This is a genomic window from Pseudomonas sp. PS01301, from assembly GCF_029960215.1.
GTDB classification, from domain to species: Bacteria; Pseudomonadota; Gammaproteobacteria; order Pseudomonadales; family Pseudomonadaceae; genus Aquipseudomonas; species Aquipseudomonas coleopterorum.
In genome coordinates this window covers 88075-109416 of the sequence record NZ_JASCPM010000005.1, presented here as the reverse complement: position 1 = coordinate 109416, position 21342 = coordinate 88075, and the positions used below count along the sequence as shown (strand labels likewise).

18 protein-coding genes are annotated in these 21342 nt (G+C 60.5%); 9 read left to right on the top strand and 9 right to left on the bottom strand.

The window, feature by feature from the left end; genetic code table 11:
- Position 1: 1 nt before the first annotated feature.
- Genes yidD through rpmH form a run of 3 tightly spaced genes read right to left on the bottom strand, consistent with a single transcriptional unit; the run spans position 2 to position 792 of the window.
- On the bottom strand, positions 2–247 hold the full coding sequence (gene yidD / locus QMX89_RS04180; protein WP_082223633.1) for a membrane protein insertion efficiency factor YidD: 246 nt from the start codon (positions 245–247) through the stop codon (positions 2–4).
- The gene (rnpA, locus tag QMX89_RS04175) at positions 240–644 is read right to left on the bottom strand and encodes a ribonuclease P protein component (RefSeq protein WP_043192022.1); all 405 of its coding nucleotides are present in this window, start codon (positions 642–644) and stop codon (positions 240–242) included. Before rnpA ends, yidD begins: the two co-directional genes overlap by 8 nt.
- A 13-nt stretch (positions 645–657) precedes the next feature.
- Positions 658–792 (bottom strand): 50S ribosomal protein L34, encoded by a 135-nt coding sequence (gene rpmH / locus QMX89_RS04170; protein WP_043192020.1) that lies wholly within the window; start codon positions 790–792, stop codon positions 658–660.
- A gap of 627 nt (positions 793–1419) precedes the next feature.
- Between rpmH and dnaA the strand changes: the two genes are divergently transcribed.
- The 5 genes from dnaA to QMX89_RS04145 all read left to right on the top strand — a co-directional run bounded on the left by dnaA (position 1420) and on the right by QMX89_RS04145 (position 9182).
- The gene (gene dnaA / locus QMX89_RS04165) at positions 1420–2928 is read left to right on the top strand and encodes a chromosomal replication initiator protein DnaA (protein WP_056844846.1); all 1509 of its coding nucleotides are present in this window, start codon (positions 1420–1422) and stop codon (positions 2926–2928) included.
- Between the two features lie 38 nt (positions 2929–2966).
- Positions 2967–4070: a DNA polymerase III subunit beta gene (dnaN, locus tag QMX89_RS04160; protein ID WP_049860460.1), complete on the top strand. Its 1104-nt coding sequence runs from the start codon at positions 2967–2969 to the stop codon at positions 4068–4070.
- Between the two features lie 11 nt (positions 4071–4081).
- A complete protein-coding gene (gene recF, locus QMX89_RS04155) occupies positions 4082–5185 on the top strand; it encodes a DNA replication/repair protein RecF (RefSeq protein ID WP_282347109.1) in 1104 nt (367 codons plus the stop codon).
- Positions 5186–5189: 4 nt separating this feature from the next.
- Complete coding sequence (gyrB, locus tag QMX89_RS04150) at positions 5190–7607, top strand: DNA topoisomerase (ATP-hydrolyzing) subunit B (RefSeq protein WP_282347108.1); 2418 nt, start codon at positions 5190–5192, stop codon at positions 7605–7607.
- 237 nt (positions 7608–7844) lie between these two features.
- Positions 7845–9182 (top strand): MFS transporter, encoded by a 1338-nt coding sequence (locus QMX89_RS04145; RefSeq protein WP_282347106.1) that lies wholly within the window; start codon positions 7845–7847, stop codon positions 9180–9182.
- A 236-nt stretch (positions 9183–9418) separates the two neighbouring features.
- Here the strand turns inward: QMX89_RS04145 and QMX89_RS04140 are convergent, their stop codons facing one another.
- Entirely contained in the window at positions 9419–10306 is an 888-nt protein-coding gene (locus QMX89_RS04140) for a LysR family transcriptional regulator (protein WP_282347104.1), read from the bottom strand.
- A 138-nt stretch (positions 10307–10444) separates the two neighbouring features.
- Between QMX89_RS04140 and QMX89_RS04135 the strand changes: the two genes are divergently transcribed.
- Together QMX89_RS04135 and QMX89_RS04130 are read left to right on the top strand one after the other, a co-directional pair.
- A complete protein-coding gene (locus QMX89_RS04135; protein ID WP_282347102.1) occupies positions 10445–12097 on the top strand; it encodes a GMC family oxidoreductase N-terminal domain-containing protein in 1653 nt (550 codons plus the stop codon).
- A 67-nt stretch (positions 12098–12164) separates the two neighbouring features.
- Complete coding sequence (locus QMX89_RS04130; protein ID WP_282347101.1) at positions 12165–13781, top strand: MFS transporter; 1617 nt, start codon at positions 12165–12167, stop codon at positions 13779–13781.
- A 165-nt stretch (positions 13782–13946) separates the two neighbouring features.
- Here the strand turns inward: QMX89_RS04130 and QMX89_RS04125 are convergent, their stop codons facing one another.
- The 4 genes from QMX89_RS04125 to glyQ are packed head-to-tail and all read right to left on the bottom strand — an operon-like array spanning position 13947 to position 18273.
- Positions 13947–14717, bottom strand: coding sequence for a lysophospholipid acyltransferase family protein (locus tag QMX89_RS04125; protein ID WP_192066339.1), 771 nt, complete (start codon positions 14715–14717; stop codon positions 13947–13949).
- A gap of 14 nt (positions 14718–14731) precedes the next feature.
- On the bottom strand, positions 14732–15265 hold the full coding sequence (gene gmhB, locus QMX89_RS04120; protein ID WP_056844852.1) for a D-glycero-beta-D-manno-heptose 1,7-bisphosphate 7-phosphatase: 534 nt from the start codon (positions 15263–15265) through the stop codon (positions 14732–14734).
- A gap of 3 nt (positions 15266–15268) precedes the next feature.
- Entirely contained in the window at positions 15269–17323 is a 2055-nt protein-coding gene (gene glyS, locus QMX89_RS04115) for a glycine--tRNA ligase subunit beta (protein WP_192066334.1), read from the bottom strand.
- On the bottom strand, positions 17320–18273 hold the full coding sequence (gene glyQ, locus QMX89_RS04110; RefSeq protein ID WP_043193756.1) for a glycine--tRNA ligase subunit alpha: 954 nt from the start codon (positions 18271–18273) through the stop codon (positions 17320–17322). Before glyQ ends, glyS begins: the two co-directional genes overlap by 4 nt.
- Before the next feature lie 83 nt (positions 18274–18356).
- On the opposite strand from glyQ, the gene QMX89_RS04105 reads away from it, so the two are divergent.
- Positions 18357–18908, top strand: coding sequence for a DNA-3-methyladenine glycosylase I (locus tag QMX89_RS04105; RefSeq protein ID WP_282347090.1), 552 nt, complete (start codon positions 18357–18359; stop codon positions 18906–18908).
- Positions 18909–18945: 37 nt separating this feature from the next.
- Positions 18946–19833: a lysophospholipid acyltransferase gene (locus QMX89_RS04100; protein WP_282347088.1), complete on the top strand. Its 888-nt coding sequence runs from the start codon at positions 18946–18948 to the stop codon at positions 19831–19833.
- A 127-nt stretch (positions 19834–19960) separates the two neighbouring features.
- Here QMX89_RS04100 and trkA read toward each other — a convergent pair whose 3' ends face one another.
- Positions 19961–21334, bottom strand: a complete 1374-nt coding sequence (trkA, locus tag QMX89_RS04095; RefSeq protein ID WP_056844856.1) for a Trk system potassium transporter TrkA — start codon at positions 21332–21334, stop codon at positions 19961–19963.
- Between the last annotated feature and the right edge of the window lie 8 nt (positions 21335–21342).

The following is a 21342-nucleotide window of genomic DNA, read 5'->3' as shown; positions in this document are numbered from 1 at the left end:
ATTACTCGGCTATCGAAGAAGAACGGGGTGATGGGGCGTCTGGAACCGGGTCGAAACCACCGGCATTCCATGGGTGACAGCGGCCAAGGCGACGAACGGTCAGCCAGCTTCCACGCAAGAGGCCGTGGATTTCGATGGCTTCGAGCGCGTAGCAAGAGCAACTGGGGTAAAAACGACAGTGATTCGCCATGAGAGGGCTGATGGCGTAGCGGTAGAACTGGATCGGAACGATTGCCAGTTTACGCATCTTGACTGTCCACTCCTGCAGGTTCGGTCTTCACCACTGGAGCGGGCCGGTTACGTGCGAGGCGCTTCCAGAGCTTGCCAAAATGCTCATGCAATTCAGGGTTTTCCACGTCGCCCAAACCTTTACGCGCGACGATGACGATATCCCAGCCCGCCAGGATGCCCTGGTGCAGACGGAACGAGTCACGCATCAAGCGTTTCAAGCGATTGCGCTGAACGGCGAGCTTGACGCTCTTTTTACCGATGACCAGCCCCAGACGGGGATGTTCGAGGCCGTTCTCACGCGCAAGGAGCAGCAGGTTCTTGCCGGGTACCTTGCCAGATGGCGAGTCGAAGACTGCTTTGAAATGCCGGGCTGTCAGCAGACGCTTTTCCCGACCGTAGTCCTGACTCACCACCCGTGCCGAAGGATCAAACTGCCAGACGCTTGCGGCCCTTGGCGCGACGACGCGACAGGACGGTACGGCCGTTCTTGGTAGCCATGCGAGCACGGAAACCGTGGGTGCGAGCGCGCTTGATGGTGCTGGGTTGGAAAGTACGTTTCATGGTTGTTACCTGGTTCGTCCACAACGGGCCGGAATGGACCCCGTTTTAAGAGACCGGCGATTCTAGTGAAAGCGCGGCAGAAGGTCAATTTCCAACCAACTATTACTTTTTGGCCCCTTTGCTCAGATAGAGGGGGACTGAAGAACGCAGGTCGGGGATTGGGAGCCTTCATTGCCGGTGCCTTCTCAGGAGGATGGGTTGGACGATTCAGGCGATCAAATATAAAAATAGAGAAGGGACTTATTTAAAGCTTTTCTGTAATGCTTATAGATCTTAGAGAGGCCAACATCTGTGGATAACCGTCTGGAGGCCTTATTCACAGGGCGTTCTGGAGATCCGCAACCCTGTCCAGAAGATGGGCTGCGCCTGTGTCATTGCTCCGCACAACCTGTGGATTAAATCTATGGATATCCACAGGTGAGTTATACACAGAGCTCGACCCCTACTTGTGCATAGATCTCAAGACGGGTTATCCACAGAGCTCACAGATAGGTTTTCAAGGCATTGACGTTGTGTTTTTACGTGCGGCAGAGGCAGCGGACCCGACCTACATGTGGATAAGTGTGCGGAGCGCCGGTACAATGGCCGTTGTTTTTGCCTTGCCGGCTTTCAATTCAGGGGATACCTGTGTCAGTGGAACTTTGGCAGCAGTGCGTGGAACTCCTGCGCGATGAACTGCCTGCCCAGCAATTCAACACCTGGATCCGTCCGCTACAGGTCGAAGCCGAAGGCGACGAGTTGCGCGTCTATGCGCCTAACCGATTCGTGCTGGACTGGGTCAACGAGAAATACCTGACGCGGCTCCTCGAACTTTTGGGTGAACACGGCAATGGCCTGGCGCCGGCACTTTCGTTGCTGATCGGCAGCCGTCGCAGCTCGACGCCCCGCGCGGCCCCCAACGCGCCGCTGGCAGCCGCTGCAGCCGCGAACCAGGTGCAGGCCGCCCCGGTGGCGGCCGCACCTGCGGCAGCGCCTGTAGAAGCCGTTGCCAAGCCTTCAGTGGCCAGCGAAGAACCCTCGCGGGACAGTTTCGACCCCATGGCCGGTGCCAGCTCGCAGCCGGCACCCGTGCGTTCCGAGCAACGCACTGTCCAGGTAGAAGGTGCGCTCAAGCACACCAGTTATCTGAACCGCACCTTTACCTTCGAAAACTTCGTGGAAGGTAAATCCAACCAGCTGGCACGCGCGGCTGCCTGGCAGGTGGCGGACAATCCCAAGCATGGCTACAACCCGCTGTTCCTTTATGGGGGGGTCGGCCTGGGTAAGACGCACTTGATGCACGCTGTGGGTAACCACCTGCTCAAGAAGAATCCGAATGCCAAGGTGGTTTACCTGCATTCCGAGCGGTTCGTTGCAGACATGGTCAAGGCGTTGCAGTTGAACGCGATCAACGAATTCAAGCGCTTCTACCGATCGGTCGATGCGTTGCTGATCGACGATATCCAGTTCTTCGCGCGCAAGGAACGCTCCCAGGAGGAGTTCTTCCACACCTTCAACGCTTTGTTGGAAGGCGGCCAGCAGGTCATCCTCACCAGCGATCGCTACCCCAAGGAAATCGAAGGCCTCGAGGAGCGGTTGAAATCACGCTTCGGCTGGGGTCTGACCGTTGCTGTCGAGCCGCCCGAGCTGGAAACCCGTGTCGCCATCCTCATGAAGAAGGCGGACCAGGCCAAGGTCGAGCTGCCTCATGACGCGGCGTTCTTCATCGCCCAGCGCATCCGTTCCAACGTCCGCGAACTGGAAGGCGCACTCAAGCGGGTCATTGCGCACTCCCACTTCATGGGTCGCGAAATCACCATCGAGCTGATCCGCGAGTCGCTCAAGGACCTGCTGGCACTGCAGGACAAGCTGGTGAGTGTGGATAACATCCAGCGAACGGTGGCCGAGTACTACAAGATCAAGATTTCCGATCTGCTTTCCAAGCGCCGTTCGCGCTCGGTGGCCCGACCACGGCAGGTGGCAATGGCGCTGTCCAAGGAATTGACCAACCACAGCCTGCCGGAAATCGGCGATGTGTTTGGTGGGCGCGATCACACCACCGTGCTGCACGCGTGCCGCAAGATCAACGAACTCAAGGAATCCGACGCGGATATCCGCGAGGACTACAAGAACCTGCTGCGTACACTGACCACGTGAACATTCACTACGCAGCTTTTGAGGCAAGGGACTAGACCATGCATTTCACCATTCAACGCGAAGCCCTGTTGAAACCCCTGCAACTGGTCGCAGGCGTCGTCGAACGCCGCCAGACCTTGCCTGTGCTTTCCAACGTCCTTCTGGTGGTTCAGGGGCAGCAGCTGTCTCTGACCGGTACTGACCTGGAAGTGGAACTGGTTGGCCGCGTGCAGCTGGAAGAGCCGGCCGAGCCTGGCGAGATCACCGTGCCTGCGCGCAAGTTGATGGACATCTGCAAGAGCCTGCCCAACGATGCGCTGATCGACATCAAGGTCGATGAGCAGAAGGTCGTGGTCAAGGCCGGGCGCAGTCGGTTCACCTTGTCGACGCTGCCGGCCAATGACTTCCCTACCGTCGAAGAAGGCCCGGGTTCGCTGACCTGCAGCCTGGTGCAGAGCAAGCTGCGTCGTCTGATCGAACGCACCAGCTTCGCCATGGCCCAGCAGGACGTGCGCTACTACCTCAATGGCATGCTGCTGGAAGTATCGGCCGGCATCATCCGAGCAGTCGCCACCGACGGCCATCGTCTGGCCATGTGCTCGATGCAGGCCGATATCGGTCAAGCCGACCGCCATCAGGTCATCGTGCCGCGCAAGGGCATTCTGGAACTGGCCCGTCTGCTGACCGAGCCCGACGGCAATGTCAGCATCGTGCTGGGCCAGCATCATATCCGCGCAACCACGGGTGAGTTCACCTTCACATCCAAGCTGGTCGACGGCAAATTCCCTGACTATGAGCGTGTGCTGCCCAAAGGTGGCGACAAGCTGGTGCTGGGTGACCGTCAGGCACTGCGTGAGGCCTTCAGCCGCACCGCGATCCTGTCCAATGAAAAGTATCGCGGCATCCGCCTGCAACTGGCAGCCGGTCAGCTCAAGATCCAGGCCAACAACCCTGAACAGGAAGAAGCGGAAGAAGAAGTGGCCGTGGACTATAACGGCGGTGCGTTGGAAATCGGCTTCAACGTCAGTTATCTGCTCGACGTGCTGGGAGTGATGACGACCGAGCAGGTTCGCCTGATCCTGTCTGACTCCAACAGCAGCGCGTTGGTCCAGGAATCCGACAATGACGACTCGGCATACGTCGTCATGCCGATGCGCCTCTGACAGCCACCTGAATGTCCCTGACCCGCGTTACAGTCACCGCGGTGCGCAACCTGCACCCGGTGACCTTCTCCCCCTCCCCGCGTATCAACATTCTCTACGGCGCCAACGGCAGTGGTAAAACCAGCGTGCTGGAAGCCATTCACCTGTTGGGTCTTGCCCGATCGTTTCGCAGTACGCGTCTGGTACCGATCATTCAGCACGAGCAAGCCACTGCGACGGTATTCGGCCAGGTTGAGTTGGCCGAAGGCGGTCATAGCAACCTGGGTATTTCACGGGAAAGACAGGGCGATTTCACTATTCGTATCAACGGCCAGAACGCTCGAAGCGCGGCTCAGCTTGCCCAGATATTGCCCTTGCAGCTGATCAACCCCGATAGCTTTCGACTGCTGGAGGGGGCTCCAAAGATCCGCCGACAGTTCCTAGACTGGGGAGTGTTCCACGTGGAACCTCGATTCATGTCGACCTGGCAGCGGTTGCAGAAGGCCCTGAAGCAACGGAACTCATGGCTTCGGCATGGTACACTTGACGTTGCTTCGCAAGCGGCATGGGACCGTGAGCTCTGCCTTGCCAGCGCTGAAATCGACGACTATCGGCGCGCTTATATCAAAGCGCTCAAGCCAGTGTTCGAACAGACACTCGCCGAGTTGTTGAAGCTGGAAGGTCTCACACTGAGCTATTACCGAGGCTGGGACAAGGATCGCGAACTCGCAGACGTCCTGGCAGGGTCCTTGTTGAGAGATCAGCAGATGGGGCATACCCAGGCTGGACCTCAGCGCGCTGACCTTCGATTGCGAATGGGCGCCCACAACGCGGCCGACATATTGTCGCGCGGTCAGCAGAAGCTCGTGGTGTGTGCACTTCGCATCGCCCAAGGCCATTTGGTCGGCCAGGCCCGCCGCGGTCAATGCATCTATCTGGTAGACGACTTGCCGTCCGAGCTGGATGAACAGCACCGTCGCGCATTGTGCCGCTTGCTTGAAGACTTACGCTGCCAGGTGTTTATCACCTGCGTAGACCACGAATTATTGAGGGAAGGCTGGCAGACGGAAACGCCAGTTGCTTTGTTCCACGTGGAACAAGGCAGTATTACCCAGACCCACGATCATCGGGAGTGAAGGCATGAGCGAGAATCAAACGTACGACTCCTCCAGCATCAAGGTGTTGAAAGGGCTTGATGCCGTACGCAAACGTCCCGGTATGTACATCGGCGACACCGATGATGGTAGCGGCTTACACCACATGGTCTTCGAGGTGGTGGACAACTCCATCGACGAAGCCCTGGCTGGTCACTGTGACGAAATTACCGTCACCATTCATCCTGACGAATCCATTTCCGTGACCGACAACGGCCGCGGTATTCCCGTGGACGTGCATAAGGAAGAAGGCGTATCTGCAGCCGAGGTCATCATGACCGTACTGCACGCTGGCGGTAAGTTCGATGACAACTCCTACAAGGTGTCGGGTGGTTTGCACGGCGTGGGTGTGTCCGTGGTGAACGCTCTGTCCGAAGGTCTGCAACTGACCGTGCGCCGCGCTGGCAAGTTGTGGGAGCAGTTCTACGTGCACGGCGTACCGCAGGAACCGATGAAGATTGTCGGCGACAGCGAGACCACCGGCACCAAGATTCACTTCAAGCCGTCGGCTGAAACCTTCAAGAACATTCATTTCAGCTGGGACATTCTGGCGAAGCGGATCCGTGAGCTGTCGTTTCTCAACTCCGGTGTCGGCATTCTGCTGAAGGACGAGCGCAGCGGCAAAGAAGAGCTGTTCAAATACGAAGGCGGTTTGCGCGCGTTTGTCGAGTACCTGAACACCAACAAGACAGCTGTGAATCAGGTCTTCCATTTCAACGTGCAGCGCGATGATGGCGTGGGCGTGGAAGTTGCCCTGCAGTGGAACGACAGCTTCAACGAAAATCTGCTGTGCTTCACCAATAATATTCCACAGCGCGATGGCGGGACTCACCTGGTGGGTTTCCGGTCTGCGCTGACGCGCAACCTGAACAACTACATCGAGCAGGAAGGTCTGGCCAAGAAGAACAAGGTCTCGACCACCGGTGACGATGCGCGTGAAGGTTTGACCGCGATCATTTCGGTCAAGGTTCCAGATCCCAAGTTCAGCTCGCAGACCAAGGACAAGCTGGTTTCGTCCGAAGTGAAGACTGCAGTCGAGCAGGAAATGGGCAAGTACTTCTCGGACTTCCTCCTGGAAAACCCGAACGAAGCCAAGGCCGTGGTTGGCAAGATGATCGATGCCGCGCGTGCTCGCGAGGCGGCTCGTAAAGCGCGCGAGATGACTCGCCGTAAAGGGGCTCTGGACATCGCCGGCTTGCCAGGCAAATTGGCCGACTGCCAAGAGAAGGACCCTGCCCTTTCCGAACTGTACCTGGTGGAGGGTGACTCCGCCGGTGGTTCGGCCAAGCAAGGTCGTAACCGCAAGACCCAGGCGATCCTGCCGCTCAAGGGCAAGATCCTCAACGTCGAGAAGGCCCGCTTCGACAAGATGATTTCGTCGCAGGAAGTCGGCACCCTGATCACGGCGCTGGGTTGCGGTATCGGTCGCGAAGAGTACAACATCGACAAGCTGCGCTATCACAACATCATCATCATGACCGATGCCGATGTGGACGGTTCGCACATTCGTACCCTGCTGCTGACGTTCTTCTTCCGCCAGCTGCCGGAGTTGATCGAGCGCGGCTATATCTACATCGCCCAGCCGCCGCTGTACAAGGTCAAGAAGGGCAAGCAGGAGCAGTACATCAAGGACGACGACGCCATGGAAGAATACATGACGCAGTCGGCCCTGGAAGATGCGAGCCTGCACCTCAACGATTCGGCGCCAGGGATTTCCGGTGAAGCTCTGGAGCGTCTGGTCAATGATTTCCGCATGGTCATGAAGACGCTCAAGCGCCTGTCGCGCCTGTATCCGCAGGAGCTCACCGAGCACTTCGTGTACCTGCCGGCGGTTTCGCTCGAGCAACTGGGCGACCACGAAGCCATGCAAGCCTGGTTGGCCAAGTTCGATGCGCGTCTGCGCACCAGCGAGAAATCCGGCCTGGTGTACAAAGCCAGCCTGCGTGAAGACCATGAGCGCAATGTCTGGCTGCCGGAAGTGGAGATCACTTCCCACGGCCTGGCCAGCTACATCACCTTCAACCGCGATTTCTTCGGCAGCAACGATTACAAGACCGTGACCGCTCTGGGCGCACAGTTGGCCAGTCTGCTGGATGAAGGTGCCTACGTGAAACGTGGCGAGCGCAAGAAGGCTGTGGTCGAGTTCAAGGAAGCCCTGGACTGGCTGATGACCGAAAGCACCAAGCGTCATACTATCCAGCGCTACAAAGGGCTGGGTGAGATGAACCCGGATCAGCTGTGGGAAACCACGATGGACCCAAGCGTGCGCCGCATGCTCAAGGTCACCATCGAGGACGCGATCGGCGCCGACCAGATCTTCAACACCCTGATGGGTGATGCGGTCGAGCCTCGTCGCGAGTTCATCGAAAGCAACGCATTGGCGGTGTCGAACCTGGACTTCTGATAGGTCGACGCGCTCGGCGAACCAGACCCCGGTGCCTTTGGCCCGGGGTTTTTTTATGGGTGCTGATCTTGGGTCTCTTGCCTGGCAGGAAACAAGCGCGACGCTGGCTTGGATCTTGCGACGGCCTGTCACATGTGCGTTGCGGCCATGACTACGCCAATGCCGTTTTTTGGCAATCGTGGGATGGCACGCACCGGATAATCGATCGCTCGATACAACTGTGCAGAGGTGGAGATCATGAACCAGGCAATGGAGGGGCGGGTTTCTCCCGCAACGTTGAAAAAGGTGATCTGCGCGGCTGCCGTAGGCAACTTCGTGGAATGGTTCGACTTTGCCGTCTATGGTTTCCTGGCCACGGCGATTGCCCAGCAGTTCTTTCCCAGCGGGGATGCCACCACGGGGTTGTTGAAGACCTTTGCGGTGTTCGCCGTGGCGTTCGCTTTCCGGCCGTTGGGCGGGATCGTGTTTGGCATGCTCGGCGACCGGATCGGACGCAAGAAGGTGCTGGCCATGACCGTTCTGCTCATGGCTGGTGCAACGACGCTCATCGGCTTGCTGCCTACCTATGCCGCCATTGGTATTGCCGCGCCGATCCTGCTCACGCTGATCCGCTGCGCGCAGGGTTTTTCTGCAGGAGGCGAATACGCTGGAGCCTGTGCCTACCTCATGGAGCACGCCCCGCGTACCCAACGTGCCTGGTATGGCAGCTTCATCCCGGTGTCGACCTTCAGCGCGTTTGCCTGTGCGGCGGTCATGGCTTATGCACTGGACGCATCGCTGTCGCCCGAGGCGATGGCCAGTTGGGGATGGCGAGTGCCCTTCCTGATTGCGGCGCCGCTGGGTCTGGTCGGTCTTTATCTGCGCTGGCGCCTGGATGAGACCCCCGCATTCCAGGCTGTTAAACAGGATCACGACGTCGCCCATTCGCCGCTCAAGGACACCCTGCGCAGTCATGGCGGTGCAATCCTGTGCCTGGGGGCATTCGTGTCGCTGACCGCCCTCTCCTTCTATATGTTCACGACCTATTTCGCGACCTACCTGCAGGTGGTGGGTGGGCTGAGCAGAGCCACGGGATTGCTGATCTCGGTGATCGCGCTGGTGTTCGCCGCGTTGATGTGTCCGGTGGCGGGTGCGTTTTCCGACAGGGTCGGTCGCCGCGCGACGGTGGCCACCACCGGCGTGTTGCTGATCGCGGTGGTTTACCCTTCGTTCCTGCTGGCCAGTTCGGGCTCGTTCGCCGCCTCTGTATTCGGCGTGATGATGCTGGCGGTGGGCGCAGTGCTCAGCGGTGTGGTGACTGCTGCCCTGCTTTCGGAAACCTTCCCGACCCGGACCCGCTACACGGCGTCGGCGATTACCTACAACCTGGCCTATACCCTGTTTGGCGGTACGGCGCCGTTGATGGCTACTTGGTTGATCGGGATGACCGGGAGCAACCTGTCGCCGGCGTTCTACCTGATGGGGGTGTCGGTGCTGGCACTTGTGGGAGGGTTGGCGTTGCCCGAGACGTCGAAGATTTCCCTGCATGGCGATGCGGGGGAAGCTGTTCATGGCGGGCAGCCGGTGGTTGTTTGAGCCCGCTGAATCCGTGGTGGCGCGACTGACGCTTTCGCGGGCAGAGCCCGCTCCCACATGGCGGCAACACACCGCTCCCACATGAAGGCAACACACCTCTCCCTTGTGGGAGCCGGGCTCTGCCCGCGAACGATACACCTCGGTGCAACTGATACGCTGCAAGGGCCTCTTTCGCGGGCAGAGCCCGCTCCCACATGACGGCAACATTGAGTCACTTGTGGGAGCCGGGCATGGCTTCAGGTGGCGAGTAAGGTGGCTTGCTGGTCGGCGCACAGTTGCAGGAGGAAATCCCAGACCACGCGCAGCCGCACCGATTTGTGTAGCTCGCGCCGGGTGCTTATCCAGTAGCTGCGCTGAATGGTCTCGTCAGGCAATACGCGCACCAGGCGCGGATCATGGGCAGCCATGTACACCGGCAGCACAGCGATGCCGAGACCAATACAGGCCGCTTCCTGTTGGGCCAGGACGCTGGTGCTGCGGAAGGCAACCACCGGGCTGCGGCAGAAGCTGTTGAGCATGAGCAGTTCCTGACTGAACAACAGGTCGTCGACATAGCCGATCCAGCGGTGCTGTGCCAGGTCTTCACGGCTACGCAACGGTGACGCGGTGGCGAGGTAATCGGCACTGGCATACAGGGCCAGGTGGTAATCGGTGAGTTTGCGGGTAATCAGCAAGTCCGCGTTGGGACGCTCCAGGTGCACACTGATTTCGGCTTCGCGGTTGAGGATGCTGACGAAGCGTGGAACAGCCACCAGCTCCACTTCCAGGCCCGGGTAGCGGCGGAACAGTTCACCGATGCGGGGAGTGATGAAGGCGATGCCGATCCCTTCGGTCACGCCCAGGCGGATCTTGCCCAGCGGGTTGAACGACTGCGTGATGTCTTCCTGCGCGCGAAGCGCCACGTTTTCCATGGCCTCGGCATGCTTGAGCAGCGTCTGCCCCGCCGGGGTCAGTTCGTAGCCATGGGCATTCTGTACGAACAGTGGCGTACCCAGATGGCGCTCGATGCTTTCGATGTGCCGGGCGACGGTGCTATGGGTCGTGTGCAGGCGCTTGGCGGCGGTCAGCAGGCGACCGCTGCGGTGCAGTTCGAGAAAGAAGCGCAGGTCGTTCCAGTCGAACATCGATTTTCCCTTGTTAATCAACTGCGCGGTGCGCTGTGCGAAAACGCTCAGCCCCTGGGTGAAATCTTTCGTTTTCACCACGAAGCTAATCAATAACATGGGGAACGACAAGAACAATAAAACGGCGCGGAGTACACCATGCCATCGATCTCATCCGTCTACGACTACATCATTGTCGGCGCCGGTCCTGCAGGCTGCCTGCTTGCCAATCGACTGTCCGCCGATCCCTCGGTCAAGGTGTTGTTGCTGGAGGCCGGAGGCCGGGACAACTATGCCTGGATCCATATTCCGGTGGGCTACCTGTACTGCATCGGCAACCCCCGCACCGACTGGTGCTTCAAGACCCAACCGCAACCGGGCCTCGACGGCCGTGCCCTGAATTACCCACGGGGCAAGGTCCTGGGTGGCTGTTCGTCGATCAACGGCATGATCTACATGCGCGGCCAGTCCAGCGACTATGACCGCTGGGAAGCCTTGGGCAATCCGGGCTGGGGCTGGAAGGACGTCCTGCCGCTGTTTCGCAAGAGCGAAAACCACCATGCCGGCAATTCGGAATTCCACAGCGCCGATGGCGAGTGGCGCGTGGAGCAGCAGCGTTACCGCTGGCCCATTCTCGATGCGTTCCGCAGTGCAGCGGCCGAATCTGGGATTGCCAGCATCGATGACTTCAACACCGGCGACAATCAGGGGTGTGGGTATTTCCAGGTCAATCAGAAAGCTGGAGTGCGCTGGAATTCGACCAAGGCGTTCCTGCGTCCGGCGCTCAAACGGGCGAACCTGACGGTGCATACGGGCGTTCGAGTGGACAAGGTGCTGTTGCAGGACGGCCGTGCTCACTCCGTGGTTGCCCGCTGGCAGGGTGAGGACCATCGGTTCCAGGCTGGAAGGGAAATCATCCTCTGTGCAGGCGCGATAGGCTCCCCAACCATCCTTCAGAGATCCGGCATCGGTCCGCGGCCATTGCTCGAACGCCTGGGCATCCAGGTGCAGCACGAACTGCCTGGGGTGGGCGGCAACCTGCAGGACCACCTGCAACTGCGTCTGGTCTACAAGGTCAGCAATGCACGCACGCTTAACCAAGTGGCCAACAGCCTGTGGGGCAAGTTCGGCATGGGTGTGCGCTACCTATACGACCGCAGTGGGCCGCTGGCCATGGCGCCCAGCCAACTGGGTGCGTTCGTGCGCTCAAGCCCCGAGCAGCCCTCCCCCAACCTTCAGTATCACGTACAGCCCCTGTCGCTGGAGCGCTTCGGCGAGCCGCTGCATCGGTTTCCTGCGTTCACGGCCTCGGTGTGCAACCTGCGCCCGAAAAGTCGCGGGCGGGTCGATATCAGTTCTGCCGACCCGGATGCAGCGCCGCTGATCGATCCCAACTATCTGAGCGATCCCGAGGATATCCGGGTGGCCGTGGATGCCATCCGCCTGACACGCAAGATCGTTCAAGGCTCGGCACTGCAAGGCTTTGCTCCACAGGAATACCTGCCAGGGAAAGACGTGCAGAGTGAGGAAGCGTTGCGCGCAGCGGCAGGACGCATAGGAACGACTATCTTTCATCCAGCGGGTACCTGCCGCATGGGCAATGACACCCTTGCGGTGGTGGATGCGCAACTCAAGGTACGTGGCGTACAGGGCCTGCGTGTGGCGGACGCGTCGATCATGCCGGAAATCGTCTCGGGCAATACCTGCTCGCCGACGGTGATGATCGCCGAAAAGGCTGCGCAGATGATCCTTGATCCACAGCCCTTGCAAGCTGTGCCGGCGACATCGCTGCACATGCCGGAAAGGATTTGACCGAGCACAGGCAGTACTCGGGACAAGCAACAGTGGAACAACAACAATAATCACTGAGGATGCGAATATGGCGGATTATCTGCAACAGGGCGCGGCGGCCGCGCCTGCCGTGAACCGGGACGAGAAGAAGATCATCTTCGCCTCGTCCCTGGGGACGGTGTTCGAATGGTACGACTTCTTTCTGTACGGCGCCCTGGCTGCGGTGATCAGCAAGCAGTTCTTTGCCGGAGTGAACGAGACCACAGCCTTCATCTTTGCCCTGATGGCATTTGCAGCAGGCTTTCTGGTGCGCCCTTTCGGCGCTTTGGTGTTCGGCCGTCTGGGCGACATGATCGGGCGCAAGTACACCTTTCTCATGACCATCATTCTGATGGGGATATCGACCTTCGCGGTAGGCTTGCTCCCGACCTACGCCAGCATCGGCATCGCAGCGCCGATCATCCTGGTGATCCTGCGCATGCTGCAGGGCCTGGCACTGGGAGGTGAGTACGGTGGCGCGGCGACCTATGTGGCCGAACATGCGCCACAGGGCAAGCGAGGTTTTCATACCGGCTGGATTCAGTCGACTGCCACCCTGGGCTTGCTCCTGTCGTTGCTGGTGGTGCTGGGCAGCCGCTACATCAGCGGCGATCAGTTCGAAGTCTGGGGCTGGCGCCTGCCGTTCCTGCTGTCGATCGTGTTGCTGGGTATCTCGACCTGGATTCGTCTGAGCCTGAGCGAGTCGCCGACTTTCACCAAGATGAAGTCCGAGGGCAAGACCAGTAAATCACCGATCCGGGAGTCCTTCGGTTCCTGGCAGAACCTGAAGATCGTGCTGACCGCGCTGTTCAGCATCAACGCTGGGCAGGCGGTGACCTTCTACTGCGCGCAGTTCTACGTGCTGTTCTTCCTGACGCAAATGCTGAAGATGGATCCGGCGCTGGCCAACCAGTTGCTGATCATCAGTGTGATCATCGGTGCGCCGTTCTTCGTATTCTTCGGTTGGTTGTCCGACCGCATTGGACGCAAGCCCATCCTGATGCTGGGATTGCTGTTGGCAACCTTTGCCTATTTCCCGCTGTTCAAGGGCTTGAGCCACTACGCTAATCCGCAGATCGACCAGGCCACTCGCACAGCGCCAGTGACGGTCATGGCTGACCCGGCCACCTGCACCTTCCAGTTCGATCCGGTGGGCAAGGCCAAATTCGACAGTCCCTGCGACAAGGTCAAAACGTTGCTGATCAAATCGGGTGTGCCGTATTCCTCGGCTCCAGCCGACGGCAGCGATGTGGCGATCACGATCGGCGAGCAGCGCATCATAGGCTATGACGAGCCGGCGTTGCGGGCTGCCATCGCCCAGGCCGGCTACCCTGCCAAAGCCGATGCGAGCCTGGTGAATCAACCCATGGTGGTGTTGATCATCGTTGCCATGATTCTGATCGCTACCATGACCTATGGCCCGCTGGCAGCGGTGATGGTGGAACTCTTCCCCACACGCATCCGCTATACTTCCCTGTCCCTGCCCTATCACATCGGCAACGGCTGGTTCGGCGGATTCCTGCCCACGGTTTCGTTTGCGTTGGTGGTGTACACGGGGGATATCTTCTACGGGCTGTGGTACCCGGTGCTGGTGACCGGGATCAGCTTCGTGGTGGGGATGTTCTGTCTGAAGGAAACGCGGCACGTTGATCTGGACAAGGTCTAGACGCTGCGGTGAAAGGCTCGAAAGTCGAACCTTTCACCGCCGTGCAAAAAACTTATGCACCAATGGCAGGGATTTATAGCCTTTAGAAAACTTCATATCCAACAAATGGTTACGCAGTTTTCAAATAGTTTACGCGAGAAACAATACACAAGTTATCCACAGAAATCAGATAACCGGTGTCGGTGCGATTTCGGGCTTTTCCGGTAGCGCGCCCATGGCCTGCTGGGTTTGCTCATTCCACGTCTGTACGCGCTCGTTCAAGGCTGCAATGGCTCGCGGGCCGGTGCCCTCGGCATACATCGGTTCACCAATGACCACCTCGATGGTCCCACGGTGTTTGTTCCAGCCTTCCTTGGGCCAATAGCGCCCGGCATTGTGAGCGATCGGCAATACGGGTAATCCGGCATTCACCGCCAGGGCGCTGCCGCTGCGGGTGAATTTGCCAATCTGGCCGTAGGGAACGCGGGTACCTTCAGGAAAGATCAGCACCCACACCCCATCTTTCAACAGGGTGTCCCCCCTGCTCGCGACTTCCTTGAGTGCCAGCTTTGGGTTGTCGCGATCGATGGCGATGGGGCGCAGCATGGCCATGGCCCAGCCAAAGAACGGGACGAACAGCAGCTCACGCTTGAGCACCTGGCTCAGGGGCTGAAAATAGGCCGAGAGAAAAAAGGTTTCCCAGGTGCTCTGATGGTTGGAGACGATAACGCAGGGTGTCTTGGGAACGTTGTGTGCGCCCTTGATCTGCACATCGATGCCGAGCATGACGCGTGTCAGCCACAGCGCACAGCGGCACCAGTACACGTTGATGAAACGGTAGCGCGCCTTGAACGACAGGAACGGCGCGATGAAGAAGCTCAGCGTGCACCACAGCAAGGCGCTGCTGCCCAATAGCAGATAAAAGGCAAAGATTCTGATTGCCCGCAGGATCGACATAGCGGTGGGTACCGTCAAGTGTGGATAAGGTGCCCGGCGACTGCCGCCAGGTCATCGAAAATCAGCGTCCCTTCGGGCAGTTCATGGGTCAGGGTACGCAGGCCTTTGCCGGTTTTCACCAGCACCGGCTGAGCAGCCACCGCCGTTGCGGCGTTCAGGTCACTCAAGCTATCACCCACGAACCAGACGCCAGCCAGAGGCACGTCGTAGTGCGCAGCGATGGTCTGCAACAAGCCCGGACGCGGTTTGCGGCAGGTGCAATGGTCATCCGGACCATGTGGACAGTGCACGATCAGACCGACCTCGCCGCCCTGCTCGGCCACCAGCGAGCGCAGGCGCTCGTGCATGGCGTCGAGGGTGGCCAGGTCGTAGTATCCGCGCGCCAGGCCGGATTGGTTGGTGGCGACCGCCACCGTCCAGCCGGCCTGGTGCAACTGCGCAATGGCCTCGATCGCGCCAGGCAATGGCAGCCATTCGGCGACCGATTTGATGTAGGCATCGGAGTCATGGTTGATGACCCCATCGCGATCGAGAATCAGCAGTTTCAAGGCTTACCCCAGCAACGAAATGTCGGCGACGCCCAGGAACAGACCGCGCAGCCGTGCCAGCAAGGCATAGCGGTTGGCCCGCACATTGGCATCTTCGGCATTGACCATCACCGCTTCGAAGAACGCATCCACTGGCTCGCGCAAGGCGGCCAGGCGGGTCAGTGCTTCGTTGTAGCGACGCTCGGCGGCCATGGGCACCACGGCCTGGTCGGCCTGAGTGATGGCCGAATACAGCGAGAACTCGTTGGCGTTGTCGAAGTACTTGGGCTCCACGGTGGCGGAGATCTTGCCGTCGGCTTTGCTCAACAGGTTCGAGACGCGCTTGTTCACCGCCGCCAGGGCAGCCGCTTCGGGCAACCGGCGGAATGCCTGGACAGCCTGCACGCGCTGGTCGAAATCCAGCGCCGAACCAGGCTGCAGTGCACGGACCGACAGGTAGGTGGCGACATCGATGCCTTCGTCTTCGTAGCGAGCACGCAGGCGGTCGAAGATGAACTCCTGCACCTGCTCGGCCAGCCCTGCGGACTTCACCTTGCTGCCGAAGGCCGAGACCGCGAAGCCCACGGCATCGTTGATGTTCAGGTCCAGTTGCTTGTCGATCAGGATGCGCAGCACGCCTAGCGCGGCACGGCGCAGGGCATAGGGGTCCTTGCTGCCGGTGGGCAGCATGCCGATGCCGAAGATGCCGACCAGGGTGTCGAGCTTGTCGGCGATGGCCACGGCTGCGCCGGTCAGGGTGCTGGGCAGTTCGGCACCCGCGCCACGCGGCATGTACTGCTCGTTGAGCGCCAGAGCGACGTCTTCGGGCTCGCCATCGTTGAGCGCGTAGTAGTAACCGGCCACGCCCTGCATTTCCGGGAACTCACCGACCATTTCCGTGGCCAGGTCGCACTTCGACAGCAAGCCTGCCCGCGCGGCGCGCTGGGCATCGCCACCAATGCGCGAGGCAATGTAGGCCGCCAGTTTGGAGACCCGTACGGCCTTGTCGTAGACGCTGCCCAACTGGGCCTGGAACACCACGTTTTCCAGGCGCGCGTTGAAGCTTTCCAGCGGCTGCTTCTTGTCCTGATTGAAGAAGAACTCGGCGTCGGTCAGGCGTGGGCGCACGACTTTTTCGTTGCCCTCGACGATCTGACGCGGATCCTTGCTCTCGATGTTGGCCACGGTGATGAAGCGTGGCAGCAGCTTGCCGTCGGCATCCAGCAGGCAGAAGTACTTCTGGTTGTCCTGCATGGTGGTGATCAGGGCTTCCTGCGGCACCTCCAGGAAACGCTCTTCGAACGAGCACACCAGCGGTACGGGCCATTCGACCAGCGCCGTCACTTCATCGAGCAGGGCCGGTGGCACGATGGCGCTGCCTTCCTGCTGGGTGGCCAGCTCGGCAGTGCGTCGGGCGATCAGTTCACGGCGCTCCTGAGCGTCGGCCAGCACGTAGGCCTGGCGCATGTCTTCGCGGTAGCTGGCCGGCGAGCTGATGCGCACGCTCTCTGGATGATGGAAGCGGTGACCGCGTGATTCACGTCCGGCCTTCTGAGCCAGGATGGTGCAATCGACGACGTCGTCACCCAGCAGCATCACCAACCATTGGGTTGGCCGCACGAATTCTTCCTTGCGCGCGCCCCAGCGCATGCGCTTGGGGATCGGCAGGTCGTTGAGCGAGTCTTCGACGATGGTCGGCAGCAGGCTGGCCGTCGGCTTGCCGACGATGTTCTGGCTGTAGCGCAGCTTGGGGCCGCTACGATCGATTTCGCTCAGGTCCACGCCGCATTTCTTGGCGAAGCCCAACGCAGCCTGGGTCGGCTCGCCTTCGGCATTGAACGCGGCCTGCAACGGCGGGCCGTCAAGGTTGATGCTGCGGTCCGGCTGCTGGGTGTCCAGGCCCGTGATCAGCACGGCCAGGCGACGAGGCGCGGCATAGACGTTCTTGGCGCTGTAGTTCAGGCCAGCGGCCTGCAGGCCTTTCTCGATACCGGCCAGGAAAGCGTCGGCCAGGGTGTTGAGGGCCTTGGGTGGCAGCTCTTCGGTGCCCAGCTCGACCAGAAAATCTTGAGCACTCATTGCGCAGCCTCCAGCTTGGCCAATACTTCATCACGCAGATCGGGGGTCGCCATGGGGAAACCCAGCTTGGCACGGGCCATCAGGTAGGCCTGTGCCACGCCGCGGGCCAGGGTCCGCACGCGCAGGATGTACTGCTGGCGCGCGGTGACCGAAATGGCGCGGCGAGCATCGAGCAGGTTGAAGGTATGGGACGCCTTCAGAACCATTTCATAGCTGGGCAGCGGCAGGGGCTGGTCCAGCTCGAGCAGGCGCTTGGCCTCGCTCTCGTAGAAATCGAACAGTTCGAACAGCTTGTCGACGTTGGCGTGCTCGAAGTTGTAGGTGGACTGCTCTACCTCGTTCTGATGGAACACGTCGCCGTAGGTCACCTTGCCGAACGGACCATCGGCCCAGACCAGGTCGTAGACCGAGTCGACGCCCTGCAGGTACATGGCCAGGCGCTCGAGGCCGTAGGTGATTTCGCCGGTGACCGGGTAGCACTCGATGCCACCGGCCTGCTGGAAGTAGGTGAACTGAGTGACTTCCATGCCGTTGAGCCAGACTTCCCAGCCCAGACCCCAGGCGCCCAGGGTCGGCGACTCCCAGTTGTCTTCGACGAAGCGTACGTCGTGCACCAGCGGATCGAGGCCGATGTGCTTGAGCGATCCCAGATACAGTTCCTGGAAGTTGTCCGGGTTGGGCTTCAGAACGACCTGGAACTGGTAGTAGTGCTGCAGGCGGTTGGGGTTCTCGCCATAGCGGCCGTCAGTCGGACGGCGGCTGGGTTGCACGTAAGCGGCGTTCCAGGTTTCCGGGCCGACGGCGCGCAGAAACGTGGCGGTATGAAAAGTGCCGGCGCCCACTTCCATATCGTAGGGCTGAAGCACCACACAACCTTGCTCGGCCCAGTATTGCTGCAGGGCGAGGATCAAGTCTTGGAAGGTACGCACGGCTGGCGTAGGCTGGCTCACGAAATTCACCTGTTTCTAGGGCTGCGAATATAAAGAGCGGGAGTATACCGCGATTCCGCGGCGCCTCTACCCATGGAGCCCCAATGCCTCGCTGCTTTTGGTGTACCCAAGACCCGTTGTACCAGGCCTACCACGACCTTGAATGGGGGGTGCCGCTGCGCGAGGCGGGCGCCCTGTTCGAGTTGCTTTCGCTGGAAGGGTTCCAGGCTGGCCTGTCGTGGATCACCGTGCTGCGCAAGCGTGAACGCTATCGACAGGTGCTCCACGGCTTCGACCCGCAGCGCCTCGCGCAACTGAGTGACGCGCAGATCGAGGAGCTGATGCAGGATCCAGGCATCGTGCGCAATCGCCTCAAACTCAACGGGGTGCGCAAGAACGCCCGCGCCTGGCTGCAGCTTGAAGACCCGGTGGCTTTTCTCTGGTCGTTCGTCGGTGGACAGCCGAAGATCAATCATCCGCACGATCGCAGCGACATCCCCACGGAAACCGACGAGGCCCGAGCCATGAGCAAGGCCTTGAAGAAAGCCGGCTTCACCTTCGTCGGCCCGACCATCTGCTACGCCTTCATGCAGGCCTCGGGCATGGTCATGGACCATACCCGGGATTGCGATCGCTACGCCGCGCTGGCCGGCTGAGGCTAGAATGAGCGCCTGGGCAATTAAGGAGTGATCTGTGGATAAGTTCAAAGGGGCGCTGATGGTCGGTGCCTTGCGGTTGTTCGCGCTGCTGCCGTGGCGCACCGTGCAACGGGTCGGCACCGCCATCGGCTGGCTGATGTGGAAGCTGCCGACCCGGTCGCGCGATGTGGTGCGTATCAACCTAGCCAAGTGTTTTCCGGAGCTGGACGCTGCCGAGCGCGAGCGTCTGGTGGGCCGCAGCCTGATGGACATCGGCAAGACGTTGACCGAGAGCGCCTGCGCCTGGATCTGGCCGGCCCAGCGTTCGCTCGATCTGGTGCGCGAAGTCGAGGGCCTTGAGGTGCTCACTCAGGCGCTGGCTTCGGGCAAGGGCGTGGTCGGCATCACCAGCCATCTGGGCAACTGGGAGGTGCTCAATCACTTCTACTGCAACCAGTGCAAGCCGATCATTTTCTACCGACCGCCCAAGCTCAAGGCAGTGGACGAGCTGCTGCAGAAGCAGCGGGTGCAATTGGGCAACCGCGTGGCGGCCTCGACCAAGGAAGGCATCCTCAGTGTCATCAAGGAGGTGCGCAAGGGCGGCCAGGTGGGCATTCCGGCGGACCCGGAACCGGCCGAATCGGCCGGCATGTTCGTCCCCTTCCTCGGTACGCTGGCCCTGACCAGCAAGTTCGTGCCCAACATGCTGGCTGGCGGCAAGGCCGTCGGGGTGTTCCTGCATGCGCTGCGCCTGCCGGACGGTTCGGGCTACAAGGTCATTCTGGAAGCGGCGCCCGAGGCCATGTACAGCACCGATACGCACACCTCGGTGGCGGCGATGAGCGCTGTGGTCGAGAAGTATGTGCGGGCTTACCCGAGCCAGTACATGTGGAGCATGAAGCGCTTCAAGAAGCGGCCGGCGGGTGAGGCGAAGTGGTATTGAGGTAGCGGCCTGGCGTGATGGCCTCTTCGCGGGCAGAGGGCTCGGCCGCCCGCCCCGCTCCCACACGACATGCTTTCACAGAGCGGGCTCCTGGAGAGCCCGCTCCCTGAGGGAGCGGGATCGGGGGTCAGAAGAAGCTCAGGCCCACGTGGAACAGCTTTTCCACGTCGCGGATGTATTTTTTATCCACAACGAACAGGATCACGTGGTCACCGGCTTCGATCACCGTATCGCTGTGGGCGATGATCACCTGGTCATCGCGAATGATCGCGCCAATGGTGGTTCCCGGTGGCAGGTCGATGGTTTCGATGGGCTTGCCGATCACCTTGCTCGAGCGCGCATCGCCATGGGCAATGGCCTCGATGGCTTCGGCTGCACCGCGGCGCAATGAATGCACACTGACGATATCGCCACGCCGTACGTGCGCAAGCAGCGTACCGATGGTCGCCAGTTGTGGACTCAGGGCGATGTCGATCTCGCCGCCCTGGACCAGATCGACGTAGGCCGGGTTGTTGATGATGGTCATGACCTTGCGCGCACCCAGTCGCTTGGCCAGCAACGAGGACATGATGTTGGCCTCGTCATCGTTGGTCAGGGCCAGGAATATATCAGCCTGGGCGATGTTCTCTTCGAGCATCAGGTCGCGGTCCGAGGCGCTGCCCTGCAACACCACGGTGCTGTCCAGGGTGTCGGAAAGATAGCGGCAGCGCGCCGGATTCATCTCGATGATCTTCACCTGGTAACGGCTTTCGATGGCTTCTGCCAGACGCTCGCCGATCTGCCCGCCGCCGGCGATGACCACCCGCTTGTTGCTCTGGTCGACCCGACGCAGTTCGCTCATCACCGCGCGAATGTCTTCGCGGGCGGCGATGAAGAAGACTTCATCGTCCGCTTCGATGACCGTGTCGCCGCGGGGCAGGATCGGCCGATCCCGACGGAAGATGGCCGCCACGCGTGTATCGACCTTGGGCATGTGGTGACGAATCTGCCGCAATTGCTGGCCCACCAGCGGGCCGCCATAGTAAGCCTTGACCGCGACCAGCTGCGCCTTGCCCCCGGCGAAGTCGATGACCTGCAAGGCGCCGGGGTATTCGATCAGGCGCTTGATGTAGTTGGTCACCACCTGTTCAGGGCTGATCAGCACATCCACCGGGATGGCATCGTTATCGAACAGGCCGGCACGGGTGAGATAGGCCGATTCGCGCACCCGGGCGATCTTGGTCGGGGTATGGAACAGGGTGTAGGCGACCTGGCAGGCGACCATGTTGGTCTCGTCACTGTTGGTCACTGCCACCAGCATGTCCGCGTCGTCCGCACCGGCCTGGCGCAGCACGGTCGGAAACGAGCCGCGGCCCTGCACGGTACGGATGTCCAGGCGGTCGCCAAGGTTGCGCAGGCGTTCGGGGTCGGTATCGACCACGGTGATGTCGTTGGCCTCGCTGGCCAGGTGCTCGGCCAAAGTGCCGCCCACCTGCCCTGCGCCCAGGATGATGATCTTCATCCGTTATT